The following is a 17,978-nucleotide window of genomic DNA, read 5'->3' on the forward strand; positions in this document are numbered from 1 at the left end:
GAACAGTAGAAGCCTACAGAATGCTGCGTCCAAAAAATCACTACCCTTTCCATCTTGGTGTCACAGAAGCGGGAACAATCTTTCATGCTACGGTCAAAAGTGCCATAGGTTTAGGAACACTTCTCCTAGAAGGTATTGGAGACACTATGCGTATCTCTATCACAGGAGAGCTAGAAGAGGAGATAAAAGTTGGTCGTGCCATTTTAAAAGACAGTGGTGTAGCCAAAGATGGACTTAATATCATCTCTTGTCCAACTTGTGGGCGTATCGAAGCCGATTTGGTCTCAGCAGTATCAGAGATAGAAGAGCGCACAAAACATATAAAAGCACCCCTTGATGTCAGTGTTATGGGCTGTGTAGTAAACGCAATAGGTGAAGCAAAACATGCTGATGTCGCCATTGCATACGGTAAAGGCAAAGGACTTGTCATGGTCAAAGGTGAAGTCGTTGCAAACCTTGATGAGAAGGAACTTGTAGATAGATTTGTGCTTGAAGTGGAAACTATGGCAGGCAAAGCATAGTGCAAGACAACCTCTACAACCTAGCCTTTGAACGCAGTGTTCTTAGCTCTATCATCTTTGAACCAAGCCAATTTGATGAGCTGAGTGTCATTTTAAAAAAAGATGACTTTTACCTTCCTGCACATCAGGATATTTTTGCTGCAATGCTCACGCTTCTACAAAAAGACCAGCCAATAGATGAGGAGTTCATCAAAAAAGAGCTTATAAAAGCAAAAAAATTTGATGAACAGGTACTGCTTGAAATTCTCTCTGCAAACCCTATCTCAAACACAACAGCTTATGTAGAAGAGATAAAAGATAAATCTCTCAAACGCAACCTCTTAACACTCACAACAGAGATAAAACGCGTCACAGTAGAAGAGGAACTTCCCTCTGCAGAAGTAGTGGACATTGTCGAAAAAAAGCTTTATGAAATTACACAAGACAACCAGACAAGCGATTTCAAAGACTCTCCAAAGATGACCTTCGATACGATGGAATACATTAAAGAGATGAAAGCACGCGGAAACTCTATACTTGTCGGTGTAGATACAGGATTTAAAGAGCTCAACAAAATGACGACAGGTTTTGGTAAAGGTGATTTAGTTATTATTGCCGCTCGTCCAGCGATGGGTAAGTGCCTTGGTCTTGGCACAAAAGTAGTTATGTTTGATGGCACGCTCAAAAATGTCGAAGATGTGGAAGTCGGTGATCAACTGATGGGGGATGATTCTACACCTAGAAATGTACTTTCACTTGCGCGTGGACGCGAAAATATGTACTGGATACGACAAAACAAGGGTATCGATTATCGTGTAAATGAGAGTCATATACTCTCTCTCAAACGCAGCCGCAACGAAGGCAAACACAAACATGGAGATATATGTAATATTTCTGTAAAAGAGTACAACAAAAAGAGCAAAAAATTCCACTCTAACTACAAGGGCTATAAGGTTGGCATCGAATTTCAAGAGCAACATCTTGAAATTGACCCTTACTTTTTAGGTATTTGGCTTGGAGATGGTACAAGTTCTAATGTCTCCATCGCGACACAAGACAAAGAGGTCGTTTCTTACCTCAAAGAGTATGCAAAAACATTACAACTACAAGTGACAAAATCACATAACAACAAAGAGAAGTGTCCAATGTATAGCATCACTTCTGGTCAGCGTGGAGGGTACTACAAAGATGATAACTCCTTGCAGACGAGACTGCGCCGTCTTGGTGTTTTAGACAATAAACACATTCCACACCACTACTTGCAAAATTCACGACAAAATAGATTACAACTACTTGCAGGGCTTATTGACAGCGATGGGTACTATGATGCAAAATTCAATGTATTTGAAATAGTACAAAAAGATAAAAAACTCACAAAAGAGATAAAACTATTAGCTGATTCTCTTGGTTTTCGCGTCTCATTTAAAACAAAAACAGCAAGAATTAAAAGCATAGGATATGAGTGCGAAGTCTATCGTTTACGCATTGTCGGTGCGCTTGATACAATTCCAACAAAAATAAAACGCAAACAGGGTCGTCCACTCAAAGCAAAACGAGATGTACACCATACTGGCATACAAGTAGAATATGACAAAGTTGATGATTATTATGGATTTACCATCGATGGAAACCACCTCTTTTTACTTGAAGATATGACCGTAACACACAATACTTCTTTTGTTTTAAACACGGTCAATTCCCTTATAGTACAAGGCAAAGGTGTCGCTTTTTTCTCACTTGAGATGCCTGCTGAACAGTTAATGTTGCGTTTGCTTTCCATTCAAACATCTATTCCACTACAAAAGCTTCGTGTGGGCGATATGAATGATGATCAGTGGAGTAACCTTAATGGTGCCATAGACAGAATGAACTCTGCAAAACTCTTTGTGGATGATCAGGGAAGTCTGAACATCAATCAACTACGATCAAAACTTCGAAAACTTAAAAATCAACACCCAGAGATTGAGATAGCCGTCATCGACTACCTGCAAATTATGTCAGGAATTGGTAATCAAGACAGACACTTGCAAGTTTCTGAAATTTCTCGTGGGCTTAAAATGCTTGCCCGTGAACTTGAAATGCCAGTTGTTGCTCTCTCTCAGCTTAACCGTGGACTAGAGAGCAGAAATGACAAACGTCCAATGCTGAGTGATATTCGCGAATCTGGTTCTATAGAGCAGGATGCCGATATTATTTTATTTGTCTATCGTGATGATGTTTATCTCTATAAAGAGGAAAAAGAGCGTGAAAAAGCTGCAAAGGCAGAGGGTAAAGAGTTTACCTCTACCTATGTTGAAAAAGAGGAAGAAGATGCTGAGATAATCATTGGAAAACAGAGAAATGGTCCAACGGGACATGTAAAACTTGTTTTTCAGAAAAAACTAACCCGCTTTGTCGATGCGCCAAGTTTTGCAAGTGCTGTAGAGACCGTTTATGAAAATGTCGACACCTCATCAGCACAGGTTAATCTGCCGAATGTAGAAATGCCAGCTATTTAATGAGAATTTCCACTAATGAAAAAGATTGAGAGCATTGAGCTACTATCTTCCAAAAGAGATGTTTTTACTCTTTTGGCACTGCTCTTGTTTCTCCTTTTTCTATCTCTAACTTATCAATACTACAAATACCACGAACTTACAAAATTTGACTCTCAACTGGTAAACGCAGTCGTCTTAAAACAGTACACAAAAACAAAACAGACAAAAAAAGGGAAATTAAAGCGCTATGAAGTGCTAAAACTACGAAGCAATGACGGCTTTACCTTTTACACAACTGCAAGCAAAAATCTCAAAAACATAAAAAACAAAACTATTAAACTAGAAATCTGGGCTGGAAGAATCTCTTTTTATGAGTATATGCGCACTTTCTTTGCTTTTAGTAAAATCATCAAAATTTATGATGAAAATTCTCTTATGAGTAGAGTCTCAAACGTAATAGCCACACAACACAGAGATAAAAATGTTACAGCTGTTTATGAAGCACTTTTTTTAGCAAAACCACTCCCTAGAAATTTACAAATACAGTTTTCAAATCTTGGTATTTCTCATCTTATTGCCATTAGTGGATTTCACTTAGGAGTGCTAAGTTTTATTCTCTTTTTATTGCTAAAATACCCCTATAAATTCTTACAAAACCGCTATTTTCCATACAGAAACTATACAAAAGATAGTTTTACAATCACTGCGTTTATACTGCTGACTTATATGCTTTTTCTCTCTACTCCACCCTCTTTGCTTCGAGCTTTTATTATGCTTGTGGTAGGATTTATTTTATATGAGAGAGGGATGAAAATCATCTCCATGCAGACTCTTGGTATCACTATTTTACTCATACTTGCCCTATTTCCAAAACTGCTCTTTAACATAGGTTTTTGGCTTAGTGTGAGTGGTGTTTTTTATATATTTCTCTTTTTTATCTACTTTAAGCATTATAGTAAAGTAAAACAGTTTCTTCTCATCCCATTTTGGGTTTATCTTTTGATGCTTCCCTATTCACTTACTATTTTTGGGAATTTTTCACTCTACCATCCACTCTCAATTCTCTACTCAACCCTCTTTACACTCTTTTACCCACTAGCACTCTTTTTGCATCTCTTTGATTTTGGAAATCTGCTTGACCCTATTGTAAATATGCTACTCAATGCCAAGCTAAACGCTCTCCAAGAGCATCTTAACATTAGCTATTTATTTGTTGAAATTATTTTATCACTTTTGAGCGTTTTTAGTAGGAAGGCTTTGTGGTTGTTGCTCATTTATGTAGGCTCTATTTTTATATATTTTATCTATAATGTAGCATAGTTTCAAACCATATAAAAAGATAATCCATGAAACATATATCCATAAAAACAGAAACATTAAAATGGCAAAAGAGCCGTACATCGTTGTATATGACTTATTTAAAAAGACATAATAGATAAAAGCATTTTTACTCACACTAAATATGACAGAGACAATAAAAGAGCTTATTAGGGAAGCTTTTGGATTTATTTTTGCATTTGCAGCAATTTGAAATATAAGAAAGAAGAGTCCCCAGATGATGATGTAGGGAATCAATGGTAAAATATTTAAACCAGATGTTAAATCATTAGAAGCTATTAAAGCTGCAATATATCCCGTGATGTAAAAAGAGACACCAAGAGCAATGGGCGTAAGTGTTAAAAGCGTCCAGTATGTCGTTATGCTCTCCCATAAAGTTCGCGGTGCAGCATGAAATATCTTATTTGCTATATACTCGAAATTTTTAAAAAAAAGCATAGAAGAGACTAAAATAGCAAGAAATCCTATAGCCCCCATTTTTGAAGAGTTTTGTAAAAAACTATTTATTTGAATCATCACTGTATCGGAGTTTACAGGCATAAGATTTGAGAAAATAAAACCCTGTATTTTCTCATAATACTCCGCGAATGATGGCAAAGATGTTAAAATTGCCATAATAATAAGTAAGAGGGGAATAATTGTAAAAATGGTATAAAAGCTCAAGCTTGCAGCAAAAAGGGTGAGCTCTTTATCAACAAAAGAGCTCACAAACAGTTTTACCTCTTGGAGTACAATTTTTACTTTTTTATTCATGCTGCGTTTAACTCAGTCCCATTTTTGCAGGGTTTAAAATATTGTTAGGATCAAACGCAGCCTTAATAGATTTGAAAAGATTCATCTCTTCATCTGTAAATGCCATATGCATATATGGTGCTTTTGCAAGTCCAATGCCATGCTCACCTGAGAGTGTTCCACCCAAATCAACAGTCGCTTGAAAAACCTCTTCTATAGCCTGATAAGCAATTGCCACTTGACGAGGATTTGAGCCGTCTACCATTACATTTGTATGTACATTTCCATCTCCAGTATGTCCAAAACATGGAATATTTACACTATATTTTCTAGCAATTGCAGAAAATCTCTCTAAAAGTTCTGGTAAAACTGCACGAGGTACTGTTACATCTTCATTAAGTTTTTTACTTCCATAGATAGAGAGTGCAGGAGAAGCATTACGGCGTGCAAACCATATCTCTGCTGCCTCTTTGTCATCTTTTGCAATTCTAAACTCGCTACATCCATTCTCTTTAAATACTTTCTCAATTTGTCCTAGTTGAAAATCTAAATCATCTTCTAAATTTCCATCAACATCTGTTACAAGGAGCGCACCTGCATCAATTGGCAAGCCTTTATGAAATGTCTGCTCAACTGCACGAATGGTAAGATTATCCAAAAACTCCATAGCAACTGGAGTAATACCACTCGCCATCGTTTTGTAGACTGCTTCCATCGCATCATTTACAGTAGGAAAAATTCCCATTGCCGTTTTTGTCATTTTTGGCTTTGGAATGAGTTTGAGTGTAATTTCAGTAAGGACGGCAAGTGTCCCCTCTGAGGCTATTAAAATACCACTAATGTTATACCCTGCCACATCTTTAATGGTACGTTTTCCTGCTTTGATGACATCACCATTTGGAAGTACAGCGCGAGTAGCCATTACATAATCTTTTGTAATGCCATATTTTGCAGCACGCATTCCACCTGCGTTTTCACTAACATTACCACCGATTGTAGAGTAATCTTGGCTTGCCGGATCTGGTGGATAAAAGAGTCCCACCTTCTCTACAGCACGCTGTAAGTCCATATTTATCACGCCTGGTTGTACAATAGCTACCATATTTTTCATATCTATCTCAAGGATATTATTCATATGTTTTTCCATGGCAAGAACTATGCCCCCACTACTTGGCAATGCTCCACCAGTGAAACCAGAACCGGCACCACGAGGAACAATAATAATTTTATGCGTATTACAATACTTTAAAATTTCGCTAATATCCTCTTCATTACGAGGAAAAATCACAGCGTCTGGTTCAAAATGCTCTCGTGTTGCATCATAAGAGTATGCTAAAAGATGTGCTTTATCACTGTAAATATTTTCACTGCCTACAATATTTTTAAAGTGTTCAATATGTCCTGAATCTATCATTTTTCACCCCTTTTTTCGTACTTTTTATATAATGAAACTAATTCTTTGTTATTTGCATTATTTTGCATTAAAAGTTTATAGTAGTATTTTGTATAATTTTTTACCTGTGATGTCCCTCTTCCCCAATCCCACCAAGAAGATTCTATTTTTTGTACTCGTGTATAAAAAGGGAGTTTAACCTTTTTTTGCTCTAATGGTGCAGCACTAATATGTAAGATTTTAAAACTTTTCATATCTAGTGTGTAGACGTTTTTATCGAGATAAATAAATAAAAGTCCTGTACTTGTTGCCTCAGACATACTATGAAAATCACTTACTAGTGGCGATGGGTGTCCAGTATAAGAGAGAATAGTTGCAAACAAATCAGGATGTATCCACTGCGTTTGCACGCTTTTTGTAATACGGTGGTAAATTGCCTCATCTGGAGCAATAAGCATGGCACGATTGTAGCCAAATGCAAGTTCAACACTATCTCCAACTTCTGCTTTGAACTCTTCTATAGGAACAGAGTCATTATCTAGTAGATGAAAAGAGCTTATTTTGAGAGTTGCTTCACTTTTATTTGCATCAAAACTTTGAACAACAGCATTATCAATCACTTCACTATGCTTAGGTGCTATATGATGAATTACAAACCCACTCATGCCTACATCTATTTTATTTATGTTTATTGTAATTGTGTCATTTTTTTTATTTACAGATACAATAGGAGCGGTTACAACACTAGCATAGAGATTTACCAATGCTAACAAAACTAAAACAATATATTTCATCTTACTTCTTTTTTAATAATATATGCGATTATATCAAACAAACCTCATATTAATCAAAAATTTGCTAAAGTTGCATTTTATTTTAAATTAGGTTTATATTTATGCTACGATTTTTCATATTTTTATCTCTCTTTACTTCTCTTTTTGCCTCAACTGTAGATAGGCATAAATGGGAAAATGGTGAAAGTTATCTCCTTTTTTTACAAAGAAACAACCTTCCTACAAAACCACTCTACTATAATTTGGACAGAGATGACAGACAATTAACCGAAGAGATGCGTAGTGGTATTCACTACCAAATTCTTCGTGACACCAAGGGTAATATTGAACAAATTTTACTTCCATTAAATAATGAGCTACAAATTCATATTGCCCAAAAAGGGAACTCTTACTCTTTTGAAGTTATTCCAATCATCTCTACAACAAAAACAGAGGGTTTTTATACCACAATTACAAGCTCTCCAAATTACAATATTTTAAAAGCAACAGGTTCAAATAAACTTGTTCAAATTTTTGTCTCTAGTTTTAGACACTCTCTCAATTTTAAAAACAACATCCGAAGAGGTGATAAACTTGCAATGATATATACGCAAAAGTATCGCCTTGGTTACCCATATTCTATGCCTATACTTAAAGTTGCTATGATCGAGATGCACCATAAAAAGCACTATATTTACCTTAACAGCAATGGGCGTTACTATAATGAAAAAGGCTATGAAGTTGAAGGCTTTTTATTCGGTCGTCCAATTCCAGGGGCAAGAGTATCTTCGCCATTTTCAAAAAGAAGATGGCATCCAATTTTACATAAATGGAAAGCACATAATGGTGTAGACTTTGCAGCAAGAAGAGGAACGCCTGTTCATGCAGCTGGTGCGGGCACCGTCATTTGGTGTGCAAGAGCAGGTACTTATGGTAACCTTGTAAAAATTCGTCATGCAGATGGATACGAAACACGCTATGCTCATCTACACGCTTTTAGAAGAGGAATTCATAGAGGCTCTCATGTCAAAAAAGGTCAAATCATTGCCTATGTAGGTACAACAGGTCGCTCAACTGGACCACATTTACATTTTGAGATAAGAATACATGGTCGTCCTATAAATCCACTCCATATTATTCAAATAGCAACAAAAAAACTAACAGGCAGAAAGAAAAGAGCATTTTTAAAACTCAAAAAGAGTGATAATAAAAGTATAGCGCTTATCCTTCAAAACAAAACAACATTTAAAAAGCTTCCACCTTTTCAAAATATCTCTTATGTACACCTTGTAAAGGATAAAAATGGGGAAAATTGATGCAATCAAAGAGCTAAAGAACCCTCACTTTATTAAGCCCATCGAGATAAATTACACGCAAGATGGCGTGCAAAAAAAGTGGGAAGCTGTAATCAGTCATGATAGTGTTGCCATCTTACTCTGGCATAGAGATAAAGATGCCTTTGTATTTGTAAAGCAACTCCGCGCGACAGTTCTAAACAAAAATCCAAAAGATGGCTATATGTATGAACTCTGTGCAGGTATTATTGACAAAGATACAAGCAATGCACAGATAGCAAAAGAGGAGATTTTAGAAGAGTGCGGCTATGATGTTCCTGTTGAAAATCTTGTAAAAATCAGTACATTTTACACAAGTGTAGGCATATCAGGAACACATCAAACACTCTACTATGCCGAGATAAATGAAAATATGAAACTTCACGAAGGCGGTGGCATAGAAGAAGAAGAGATAGAAGTCATAACCATCCCAACAAAAGATGCTAAAAAGTTTATGTTTGATGAGAGTTACCAAAAAACTACAGGAGTAATGCTTGGCATCTACTGGTTTTTTGAGAATATCAAGAAAAAAGCTTAGGCAAACTCCAACGGATCCATATCTATTTCAGCCATGCTTACTTTTGTAGCTTTTATAGCTTTTATGAGGTCGGTACTTTTATCTGCTCGAAGTAGTATTTCAAAACGATATTTATTTGCTACTCTCTCTATTGCACATTTCCCTGCACCGACTATCTCTACGCTCTTATTAAACGCAGTGAGACGCTCTTGCATCTGCCCCATAGCATCGCGAGCCTTTGCTCCATTTTTATCTGAGAAAAGTATGCGACAAAGTTTTTTATATGGAGGGTAAAGCTCCTCTCTAAAAACTTTTTCAGACTCTAAAAACTCTTCATATTTATCTATGTAAGTGCTAAAAAAATCTTCATTAAAAGTCTGTACAATAACCTTTGCATCTTTAGCACGTCCACTTCGTCCTGATACTTGAATAAGCGTAGAGAGAGCTTTTTCACGCGCTCGATAGTCGCTCATATTAAGCATATTGTCCATTCCAAGCACTACTGCTAGCGTTACTCCATGATAATCATGCCCTTTTGAGAGCATCTGCGTTCCCACAAGTATATCACTCTCTTTGTCATTAAACTTTTTAAGTGCTTTTTTTAGTTTGTTGGCTGTAGTAATGGCATCTCTATCAAACTGTTGTATTACTGCGTTTGGAAGTAACTCTTGTATGTTTTGTACAGCCTCTGCTGTGCCTAATCGTGAACTTGTTAAATGTGTACTATGGCACTCCGGACAGACTTGGGGAATAGCCTGCGTAAAGTTACAATAGTGACACTTAAGCGCTCGTGAGTGTTGGTGAACACTCATTCCCACACTACAAAATGCACACTTTATTGTATGTCCACAATCTTGGCAAATAAGATATTTAAAATTAGCCCGTGTCGGTAAAAAAACAATAGCCTGCTCTCTCTTTTGCACCGTCTCTTGTAGATTATTTATAATTAAAGAAGAGAGACTCTCTATATTTTTTTCATATATAAAGCTTTTTTTAGAAACAAAATGTCCCCCTCTCAAGCGTATGTGAGGAAATTTCACATAAGCGTTGAGCGATGGAGTTGCAGAGCCTAAAACAACTGCAGCATTATAAAGTTTGCCCATATATATGGCTATATCACGAGCATTGTATCGTGGTCTTGAAGAGGATTTATAACTATCGTCATGCTCTTCATCAACAACAATAAGTCCTAAATCTTCTATGGGCAAAAAGAGTGCAGAGCGTGGTCCTGCTATGATTTTTGCTTCCCCACTCTGAATCTTTGCCATCGCCTCTTTTTTCTTTTTTGGCGTGAGTTTTGAGTGCCACATAACTACACTCTCACCAAAATGCTCCTCAAGCCTTTTGGACATTTGTGGTGTAAGTGAAATTTCAGGCATCAAAAAGATGCTGCGTTTAGAAAGTGCTATCATCTGCTCAAAATACTTCATATATATCTCTGTTTTACCACTTCCTGTATCGCCAAAGAGTAAAGAGACTTTATGTTTTTGTAAAAAGAGCAACGCCTCATTCTGTTTTTGTGAAAGTTTTATTTTTGAGCTATATTCATCTCTCTCACTGCGTTTAGCCTCTTGCGTTGTATTGTTAAAAGGAACGAGAAGAGCCAAAGCATCCCCAAATGAGCAAATATAATAAGAAGAAATGAACTTTACAAGCTCCATCTGCTTTTTAGAGTAGATAAACGCAGTAACTTCTAAAATTTCACTTGTTTTAAACGCAGGTTGTTGCGTTTGAGATAGCACAACACCAAAAGCCTTACGAGAATGCACAACAACTTCTACCTGTTGTCCAACTTTTAAAACAGTGTCAAAATGGTAAGTAAAAGGCTCAAGAGGAGAGCCTATAATGGAAATGTTGTAGTAATGCACTCTACTTTGTCATTTGATAACAATACTTTTGAGCAGTTGTGCCATCTTTATTAGCATTACAAGTAAATTTACCTGTTGCTGAATTATATACAAAAGGAATACTTACACCATGAACATGAAAAGCATAATTTTTATAGCTATTATCTGTTGCAGACCAATGACCATCAGTCACTCCTGCGGTTACACCATACAATAACAGAGACTGATTGCCATCACCAGTAAATAGCGTAGTACCATTGTCACTTAATTTTGGAATAAAGTTACTATTCCCTTTAATTAGTTGACTCTGACGTGCTGTTATTATAGATGAACGAAGAGACATTACATCAGATCGTCCTTTAGAAATATCAGCTAAATTCTTAGTTTCAGAAAATTTTGGTAACGCAATAGCTGATAAAATTCCAAGAACAACAATAACAAACATCAATTCAATAATAGTAAAAGCGCTGTGCAACGAGTGTCCTTTGGGTATGTTTTTTAATTTTTGCATTAAAATCTCCTTGCATATCTATTTAATATAATAGCATTTTTTTGATTATTTAAGTTTAAAGTTTATTGTTTTTTGGAAGATTATAGTTGATGTATGTGCTCCCAAGCTGGAGCTTGGGAACGAGAGAAAAAGAAGAAAAAGGCTTTCGACTTATTGTGCAACTCCAGCTGTAGTGTTAGACTCCGTCCAACGAGGAGAACCATTAGCATTTCCATCAGTAAAATTAATACCATACTGACCACCATTAGATGTACTTGCAGTAAAAGAACAATCACCATTATCTGTTAACTCTGAAGGTAATTTATCAATATATTTACTTACCAATGTTCCACAATATGTACTAATTACTCCATTATGACCATCTGAAATAGATTTAGCCCAAACAGTTGGACCAACAGTTGCATTAAGCGTTGAAACAAATGCTTTAACCTTCCCATTATGTGCTTGTTTTGACACCCCAATAAATTTTGGCAACGCAACCGCGGACAAAATACCTAAAATAACGATAACAAAGATCAATTCGATCATAGTAAAACCAGCTCTTTTCATAAAGAACTCCTTAATTAAAATATTTGGATTACACTAGTAACCTTAAAAATCATTATAAACTTATATTATTTAGGATATGCTTAAATTCTACATTTTAGAACTAAATATTAAAATATATATTAACTATTTTTATTATTTGCAGTATTAATAATTTTGGTACTAAAATTGCTTGGTTATATTATATAAAATAGATGGAGCAATTTTATGGGCATAGAAATATCAAAAACTCACTCATTACTAGCACAGGCTATGGACTATCGCGCTGCACGTCAAGATATGATAGCTTCAAATATCGCTAATGTAGATACTCCTTACTACAAACCTCGTGACATCAGCTTTCAAGATGCGCTCATTGCCAAAGAAAATGAGCTTTATAAAAATCCATCAAAACAGTTACAGATGGCTATGACAAACCCTAGAGATTTAAAACCTAAAGAGGAGTCTGAGAGTTTAAAGCCTACACTCTTTTTTAGAGATGGACATATGGCACGAAATGATGGAAACAGTGTGGACATAGATGTAGAGACAACAGAAATGAGTAAAAACTCCATTATGTTTAATGCTCTTGTAATGGCAAACAAAAAAGATAGTGCAATTTTTAACAGCGTTATAGATGCTTCATCAAAAATAAACTAAGGACAAAAAAGTGAGTAATTTTTTAAGCGGTTTTGACATCAGTGGTTATGGAATGTCCGCCCAACGTGTCCGTGTGAATGTTATCTCGAGTAACATTGCAAATGCACAGACTACACGAACTGAAGAGGGTGGACCTTATCGTCGTAGAGAGGTGGTATTTAAAGCCATAAACTTCAATGATGCTTACAATAAAGCACTTGGTAACAACGTACAAAGTGCTAGTTATGAAGACCCATTAAATGAAGGTCAAGAAGGTGAAAAGGTAAATCCTGCTATAATGAGCGTAGCAGTTGATAAAATTGTAAGAGACGACTCAAAACCTCTTATGAAATATGAACCAAACAATCCAGATGCAGACTCAAGCGGATATGTTGCCTACCCCAACATTAATCCAGTTATAGAGATGTCTGATTTAGTTGAGGCGACACGCTCTTACCAAGCGAATGTAGCTGCGTTTGAGAGTGCAAAAAATATGGCAAACAGTGCTATTTCACTGTTGCAATAAAGGAAGTTGTAGATTATGAATAATATAAACAAGATAGTAGGTACATCCACAGCCGATTTATTAAAACAAAAAAGTAAAATAGAGACTCCCACAGGTGGCGAGCAGTTTGCAAACCATCTAACATCTGCACTTAATGAAGTCAACGATATGCAAAAAGATAGCGAACATGCAATAGCAGACTTAGCAACAGGTCAGGTCAAAGACCTACATCAAGCAGCTCTTGCAATTGGAAAAGCGGAAACAAGTATGAAATTAATGCTTGAAATTCGCAACAAAGCACTCAATGCATATAAAGAGATTGGCAGAACGCAGGTCTAATCCTTCTGCCACGCAAAAATCTCCCTCACACAATGGTAAACCCTAGCAAAAGTAAAAAAATACTCCTTTTATATGTCCTTATAGTCATAGCATTTATCGTCTTTTTAAGTGTCATGCTACTAACAGTTTTAAAATCACGAAATATGCCCTCACTTTACGCTGTGGAGAGTTCAAAAGCCTCTCGAGGGGCTATCATTAGCGCAGACGGCTTTCATCTTGCCACAACTAAAAAACTCTATAAAGCAGTTGTCGATACACGCTACATTGACCCACAAAAAAGAGAGCTTTTTATTAAACTTTTTAATATCTACTCAGGCATAAGCATCAAACAAATAAGAAAACGACTCTCTAAACGCAGAGGTGTTGTAGTTTTGAGTTACAATGTTGAGGAGATTCAGTCACATTACTTGAAAAAGCTTGCTCATGAACTGCGTCGTTTTAAAGTTTTTCTTTCGCTGAAAAGCCCAAGAACAGGCCTGCGTTCTGTACATGGGCTTAGTGTTATAGAAAGTGGAGAGAGCAGAGAGTACCCTTATGGGAAACTGCTCACACCAATTTTGGGCTATCCTCATAAAATTGAAGAGGATGGCTTTACTTTTGTAAAGGGTGTAAAAGGACTTGAAAAACGATGGGATGCGGAGCTGTCACCACGACAGGATGGTTACTCTAGGGGTAAAAGAGATGTCAACAGTTATATTATTTTAAACAAAGAGAGTTTCACAAAACCAAAAATAAATGGACTCAGTATCAAGCTTACAATTCCTGTAGCATTTCAAATAAAAATAGAGAATATGCTTGATAAAATGAAAATTGAACTTCGTGCAAAAGAGGTCATGCTCGCTGTAATGAACTCAAAAACTGGAAGAGTCTTAGCAATGGCAAGTTCAAACAGATACTTTCCAAAAGCAATTAAACGCAGTGATTATCCATCACTCAACAGCAATATGATTGAGTACAGTTTTGAACCAGGAAGTGTTTTAAAACCCATCACATTCTCACTTCTTTTAGAACATAAATTAGTTAATCCTTATGAACTAGTAAATGGACATGGTGGAAGATATAGAATAGGAAGAAAAGTTATTACTGATGAGCATAGGTTTCATTGGCTCTCTGCTGAAAATGTCATTGTTTACTCTTCTAATGTTGGGATGGCACAACTCTCTCAAAAACTCTCTGGATACCAATTTAACAATGGACTCAAACAGTTTGGATTTGGCAAAAAATCTACTCCAGATCTAATTTATGAGCGTACAGGATATGTTCCTACGCAACAACGACTTAACAATGAAATCTACAAAGCAACTTGTTCTTATGGCTATGGAATACGCGTAAATCTAATGCAACTTATGCGCGCATATGATGTTTTTAATAACAATGGGGTAATGGTCTATCCACGAATAGTCGATGCTTTCATAGATGATCAAGGGCAAGAGAAAAAATTAGAACAACTCGATACAGTTCAGGTTCTTCCAAGTGCAGTGGCACAAAGAGTTAAGAAGATACTCATTAAAACTGTAAATAAAGGAACAGGGAAAAAAACCATTATAAAAGGCTTACAAATAGGGGGTAAGACGGGAACGGCACATACAGTTGAAAAAGGAAAATATGTCAATAAATATAACACTACCTTTATGGGCTTTGTCAATGACAAAAAGCACCACTACACAATGGGGGTTGTAGTAATTCAACCACAAAAAAGCCAGTATGCTGCACAAACTGCTGTTCCTGTCTTTAAAAAAGCAGTTGAGATTATGATAGAAGATGGTTACTTAAAGCCAGATATTATCCAGTAATCTTGTCTCTCCTGAAAGTGCCTCGATTAAAATAATAGTATTTCCAATTTCAATCTGCTTTATAGGTTCAAAATCACGATTTACGATTGCCACATAGCCAACTTTTAAAGGTGAAAGTAGGTGTAACATTTTACTCCTAATTTCATCTACACTTACAACACCCTGACTGACAAGTTTTGCCCCGCTATAAAGTGCTGTAGGAATTTTAAGCGCTGCTTCTCTTTGAGAAGGAGTAAGGTAAACATTTCTACTACTTTGTGCTAGTCCATCTTTATCTCGCACAGTATCTACAGCTACTATTTCGACACTCATAAAAAGCTGTTTCACCATAAGTGTTATAAGATGCAACTGTTGCGCATCTTTTTTTCCAAAATAGGCTTTTGCAGGAGAGACAATATTGAGTAGTTTCAACACAACTGTTAAAACACCGCTAAAGTGTCCTGGTCTTGTAAAACCTTCTAAAATATACCCTCTTACATTTGGAGCCTCTAATTTTACTTCGTCATTTGCATATATATCTTGAGCTGAGGGAAAGAAAAGTATATCTACTCCTGCTAATTCACAAATTATTTTATCTGCTTCATCTCGTCTTGGATATTTATCTAAATCTTCTCCCTCTAAAAATTGTGTAGGATTGACAAAAATGGAAACGACAACAAAATCATTCTCTCTCTTAGCATTTTTAATAAGTTCTAAATGCCCTTCATGCAAAGCGCCCATAGTAGGAACAAAGCCAACACTCCCCTTCTGCCCTTTTAATTGCTCTTTTAACTCGAATGGATTAGAAATAATCTTCATTTTAAGCCTCTGTTTTATATAATAAGTTTTATATAGCATTATAACAAATATAGGATATTTTATGGATAATTATGAGTATACTGAGCTTCTAAAAAATGTATCGTTGAAAATGCATAATATAACTGGAGTAGTTGAACCAGAAAAAATAGAAGCTAGACTCTTAGAGATTGAAACACTCGAAAACACTCAAGATTTTTGGAATGATGCTGCAAACGCAGCAAAGATTCAAAAAGAGAAGACACAGCTACAAAGAAAATTAGAAAAATATTCCATAGCAAATTCAGCGGTACAAGATGCTGCAGAACTATATGAAATGGCAAAAGAGGAAGAAGACAGCGAATCTCTTGAGGCGTTATATGAGGATGCACCAAAGTTAGAGCAGCAGATACGCGATATGGAGATAGAAGTCTTACTTAGCGGTGAAACAGATGCCAATAATGCAATTTTATCAATTCATCCAGGAGCAGGCGGTACAGAGAGCCAAGATTGGGCGCAGATGCTACTTCGTATGTACAAACGCTGGGCAGAGAGACGAGGATACAAAGTAGAAGTGCTTGATTATCAAGTAGGAGACGAAGCTGGCATAAAAGATGTCTCTATTCTCATTAAGGGAGAAAATGCCTATGGTTATCTCAAAGTTGAAAATGGTATCCACCGTTTAGTACGCATCAGTCCCTTTGACTCAAATGCCAAAAGACACACCTCTTTTGCATCTGTTATGGTCTCCCCTGAAATAGATGATGACATAAATATAGAGGTAGAAGATAAAGATATTCGCATAGATACTTATAGATCAAGTGGTGCTGGCGGTCAGCATGTAAATAAAACAGAGTCTGCCATACGCATCACGCATATAGCTACAGGCGTCGTTGTGCAGTGTCAAAATGACAGAAGCCAGCATAAAAACAAGGCAACAGCAATGAAAATGCTAAAATCACGCCTTTATGAACTCGAACTAGAAGAGCAAAAAGCAAAAGAGAGTGGAGTTACTAAAAGTGAAATAGGCTGGGGACATCAGATACGCTCTTATGTAATGCAGCCTTACCAGCAAGTAAAAGATACACGTTCCAATGAAGCCTACTCAAATGTATCTGCCATCTTAGATGGAGATATTGACAAAATGATAGAGGGTGTATTAATTGCCCAAAATAGACAATGAACCTACTCAAAGAGTTTTCTTTAGAAGATAGCTGTTCTTATTTAAAAGACAAAGAGCAAACGACTCACTATAAAGTGATTGAAAACTGCTCAAAAGAGTCTTGTGAAGAGCTTATTGAACGGGGTTTTAGACGATTTGGAAAAATGTATTTTCGTCCTATATGCAGTGGATGTGATGAGTGTAAAAGCATAAAGATAGATGTAGAAAATTTCCAATTTTCCAAATCTGCAAGGCGTGTACTCAAAAAAGCTCAAGATGTAAAAACCTATATTCAAAAACCATCCTTAACAGCTGAACACCTAAAATTGTTTGACAAGTATCATCGTTATATGAAAGAGAAAAAAGAGTGGGACTACACACCAACAACAGCCCAAAACTACCATAACTCTTTTGTCAATGGGCACCATGATTTTGGATATGAAGTACTCTATTTTTATGAGGAAAAACTTATAGGTGTAGATTTAATCGATATTTTACCTGCAGGTGTCTCTTCCATATATTTTTATTATGATCCAGATTTTGCAAAATATTCTTTAGGAAAACTCTCCTTATATAAACAAATTTTATATGCTAAAAATGCCAATAAGAGATGGATATATTTGGGGTATTATGTAAAAGAGTGTCCCTCTTTGTCTTACAAAGCAGAGTATGAACCATACTTAACACTGCAAGAGAGTGTAAAAACAACTGTGTAAATCCAAAATTATAATTTATCAGATAGGCTTGAAAGTTGCTTTATCTGATAAATTTATTTGAAGGATTTACAGATGGATATTTTAAATAAAGAAGAACTACGTA

At 36.1% G+C, this 17,978-nt stretch carries 18 protein-coding genes; 11 read left to right on the top strand and 7 right to left on the bottom strand.

All coding sequences use genetic code 11. The features are described from left to right. The 3 genes from MV589_RS06250 to MV589_RS06260 form a co-directional block, all read left to right on the top strand. The coding region (locus MV589_RS06250) for a flavodoxin-dependent (E)-4-hydroxy-3-methylbut-2-enyl-diphosphate synthase (RefSeq protein WP_297433100.1) at positions 1 to 521 on the top strand (521 nt) is incomplete at its 5' end. Further along, positions 521 to 2,998, top strand: a complete 2,478-nt coding sequence (gene dnaB / locus MV589_RS06255; RefSeq protein ID WP_297433102.1) for a replicative DNA helicase — start codon at positions 521 to 523, stop codon at positions 2,996 to 2,998. The genes MV589_RS06250 and dnaB, both read left to right, overlap by 1 nt. A 15-nt stretch (positions 2,999 to 3,013) precedes the next feature. After that, positions 3,014 to 4,297: a ComEC/Rec2 family competence protein gene (locus tag MV589_RS06260; RefSeq protein WP_297433104.1), complete on the top strand. Its 1,284-nt coding sequence runs from the start codon at positions 3,014 to 3,016 to the stop codon at positions 4,295 to 4,297. On the opposite strand, the gene MV589_RS06265 is transcribed toward MV589_RS06260, so the two are convergent. The 3 genes from MV589_RS06265 to MV589_RS06275 are packed head-to-tail and all read right to left on the bottom strand — an operon-like array spanning position 4,205 to position 7,234. Beyond that, positions 4,205 to 5,068 (bottom strand): YihY family inner membrane protein, encoded by an 864-nt coding sequence (locus tag MV589_RS06265; RefSeq protein WP_297433106.1) that lies wholly within the window; start codon positions 5,066 to 5,068, stop codon positions 4,205 to 4,207. The genes MV589_RS06260 and MV589_RS06265 overlap by 93 nt on opposite strands. 7 nt (positions 5,069 to 5,075) lie before the next feature. Next, the gene (locus MV589_RS06270) at positions 5,076 to 6,461 is read right to left on the bottom strand and encodes an FAD-linked oxidase C-terminal domain-containing protein (RefSeq protein ID WP_297433108.1); all 1,386 of its coding nucleotides are present in this window, start codon (positions 6,459 to 6,461) and stop codon (positions 5,076 to 5,078) included. After that, positions 6,458 to 7,234: a plasminogen-binding N-terminal domain-containing protein gene (locus MV589_RS06275; RefSeq protein ID WP_297433110.1), complete on the bottom strand. Its 777-nt coding sequence runs from the start codon at positions 7,232 to 7,234 to the stop codon at positions 6,458 to 6,460. The genes MV589_RS06270 and MV589_RS06275 overlap by 4 nt, the downstream gene beginning before the upstream one ends. Before the next feature lie 101 nt (positions 7,235 to 7,335). Here MV589_RS06275 and MV589_RS06280 point away from each other — a divergent pair, with 101 nt between their 5' ends. Next, positions 7,336 to 8,529 carry a M23 family metallopeptidase gene (locus tag MV589_RS06280; RefSeq protein ID WP_297433112.1) on the top strand — a complete coding sequence of 398 codons (1,194 nt, stop codon included), beginning with the start codon at positions 7,336 to 7,338 and terminating at the stop codon, positions 8,527 to 8,529. Beyond that, positions 8,516 to 9,085, top strand: a complete 570-nt coding sequence (locus MV589_RS06285) for an NUDIX hydrolase (RefSeq protein ID WP_297433114.1) — start codon at positions 8,516 to 8,518, stop codon at positions 9,083 to 9,085. The genes MV589_RS06280 and MV589_RS06285 overlap by 14 nt, the downstream gene beginning before the upstream one ends. On the opposite strand, the gene MV589_RS06290 is transcribed toward MV589_RS06285, so the two are convergent. From MV589_RS06290 to MV589_RS06300, 3 genes are all read right to left on the bottom strand, one after another. Further along, positions 9,082 to 10,932 carry a primosomal protein N' gene (locus MV589_RS06290; protein ID WP_297433116.1) on the bottom strand — a complete coding sequence of 617 codons (1,851 nt, stop codon included), beginning with the start codon at positions 10,930 to 10,932 and terminating at the stop codon, positions 9,082 to 9,084. The two genes, MV589_RS06285 and MV589_RS06290, sit on opposite strands and share 4 nt — an antisense overlap. A gap of 1 nt (position 10,933) precedes the next feature. After that, positions 10,934 to 11,386: a type II secretion system protein gene (locus tag MV589_RS06295; protein WP_297433119.1), complete on the bottom strand. Its 453-nt coding sequence runs from the start codon at positions 11,384 to 11,386 to the stop codon at positions 10,934 to 10,936. Positions 11,387 to 11,572: 186 nt separating this feature from the next. Further along, positions 11,573 to 11,950, bottom strand: coding sequence for a hypothetical protein (locus tag MV589_RS06300; protein ID WP_521966172.1), 378 nt, complete (start codon positions 11,948 to 11,950; stop codon positions 11,573 to 11,575). A 225-nt stretch (positions 11,951 to 12,175) separates the two neighbouring features. Here MV589_RS06300 and flgB point away from each other — a divergent pair, with 225 nt between their 5' ends. From flgB to MV589_RS06320, 4 genes are all read left to right on the top strand, one after another. Continuing rightward, positions 12,176 to 12,607, top strand: a complete 432-nt coding sequence (gene flgB, locus MV589_RS06305; protein ID WP_297433123.1) for a flagellar basal body rod protein FlgB — start codon at positions 12,176 to 12,178, stop codon at positions 12,605 to 12,607. A gap of 10 nt (positions 12,608 to 12,617) precedes the next feature. Continuing rightward, positions 12,618 to 13,112, top strand: a complete 495-nt coding sequence (gene flgC, locus MV589_RS06310) for a flagellar basal body rod protein FlgC (RefSeq protein ID WP_297433125.1) — start codon at positions 12,618 to 12,620, stop codon at positions 13,110 to 13,112. A gap of 15 nt (positions 13,113 to 13,127) precedes the next feature. After that, positions 13,128 to 13,430: a flagellar hook-basal body complex protein FliE gene (gene fliE / locus MV589_RS06315; RefSeq protein WP_297433127.1), complete on the top strand. Its 303-nt coding sequence runs from the start codon at positions 13,128 to 13,130 to the stop codon at positions 13,428 to 13,430. Positions 13,431 to 13,543: 113 nt separating this feature from the next. Further along, entirely contained in the window at positions 13,544 to 15,223 is a 1,680-nt protein-coding gene (locus tag MV589_RS06320; RefSeq protein WP_297433128.1) for a peptidoglycan D,D-transpeptidase FtsI family protein, read from the top strand. Here the strand turns inward: MV589_RS06320 and panC are convergent. Continuing rightward, entirely contained in the window at positions 15,200 to 16,021 is an 822-nt protein-coding gene (panC, locus tag MV589_RS06325; protein WP_297433130.1) for a pantoate--beta-alanine ligase, read from the bottom strand. The genes MV589_RS06320 and panC overlap by 24 nt on opposite strands. Positions 16,022 to 16,082: 61 nt before the next feature. Here panC and prfB point away from each other — a divergent pair, with 61 nt between their 5' ends. Both prfB and MV589_RS06335 read left to right on the top strand, forming a co-directional pair. Then, a complete protein-coding gene (prfB, locus tag MV589_RS06330) occupies positions 16,083 to 17,180 on the top strand; it encodes a peptide chain release factor 2 (RefSeq protein WP_297433132.1) in 1,098 nt (365 codons plus the stop codon). Next, positions 17,177 to 17,875 (top strand): arginyltransferase, encoded by a 699-nt coding sequence (locus tag MV589_RS06335; RefSeq protein WP_297433134.1) that lies wholly within the window; start codon positions 17,177 to 17,179, stop codon positions 17,873 to 17,875. The genes prfB and MV589_RS06335 overlap by 4 nt, the downstream gene beginning before the upstream one ends. Positions 17,876 to 17,978 lie beyond the last annotated feature (103 nt).

The sequence above is a fragment of the Sulfurimonas sp. genome (assembly GCF_026991475.1).
Taxonomy (GTDB): domain Bacteria; phylum Campylobacterota; class Campylobacteria; order Campylobacterales; family Sulfurimonadaceae; genus Sulfurimonas.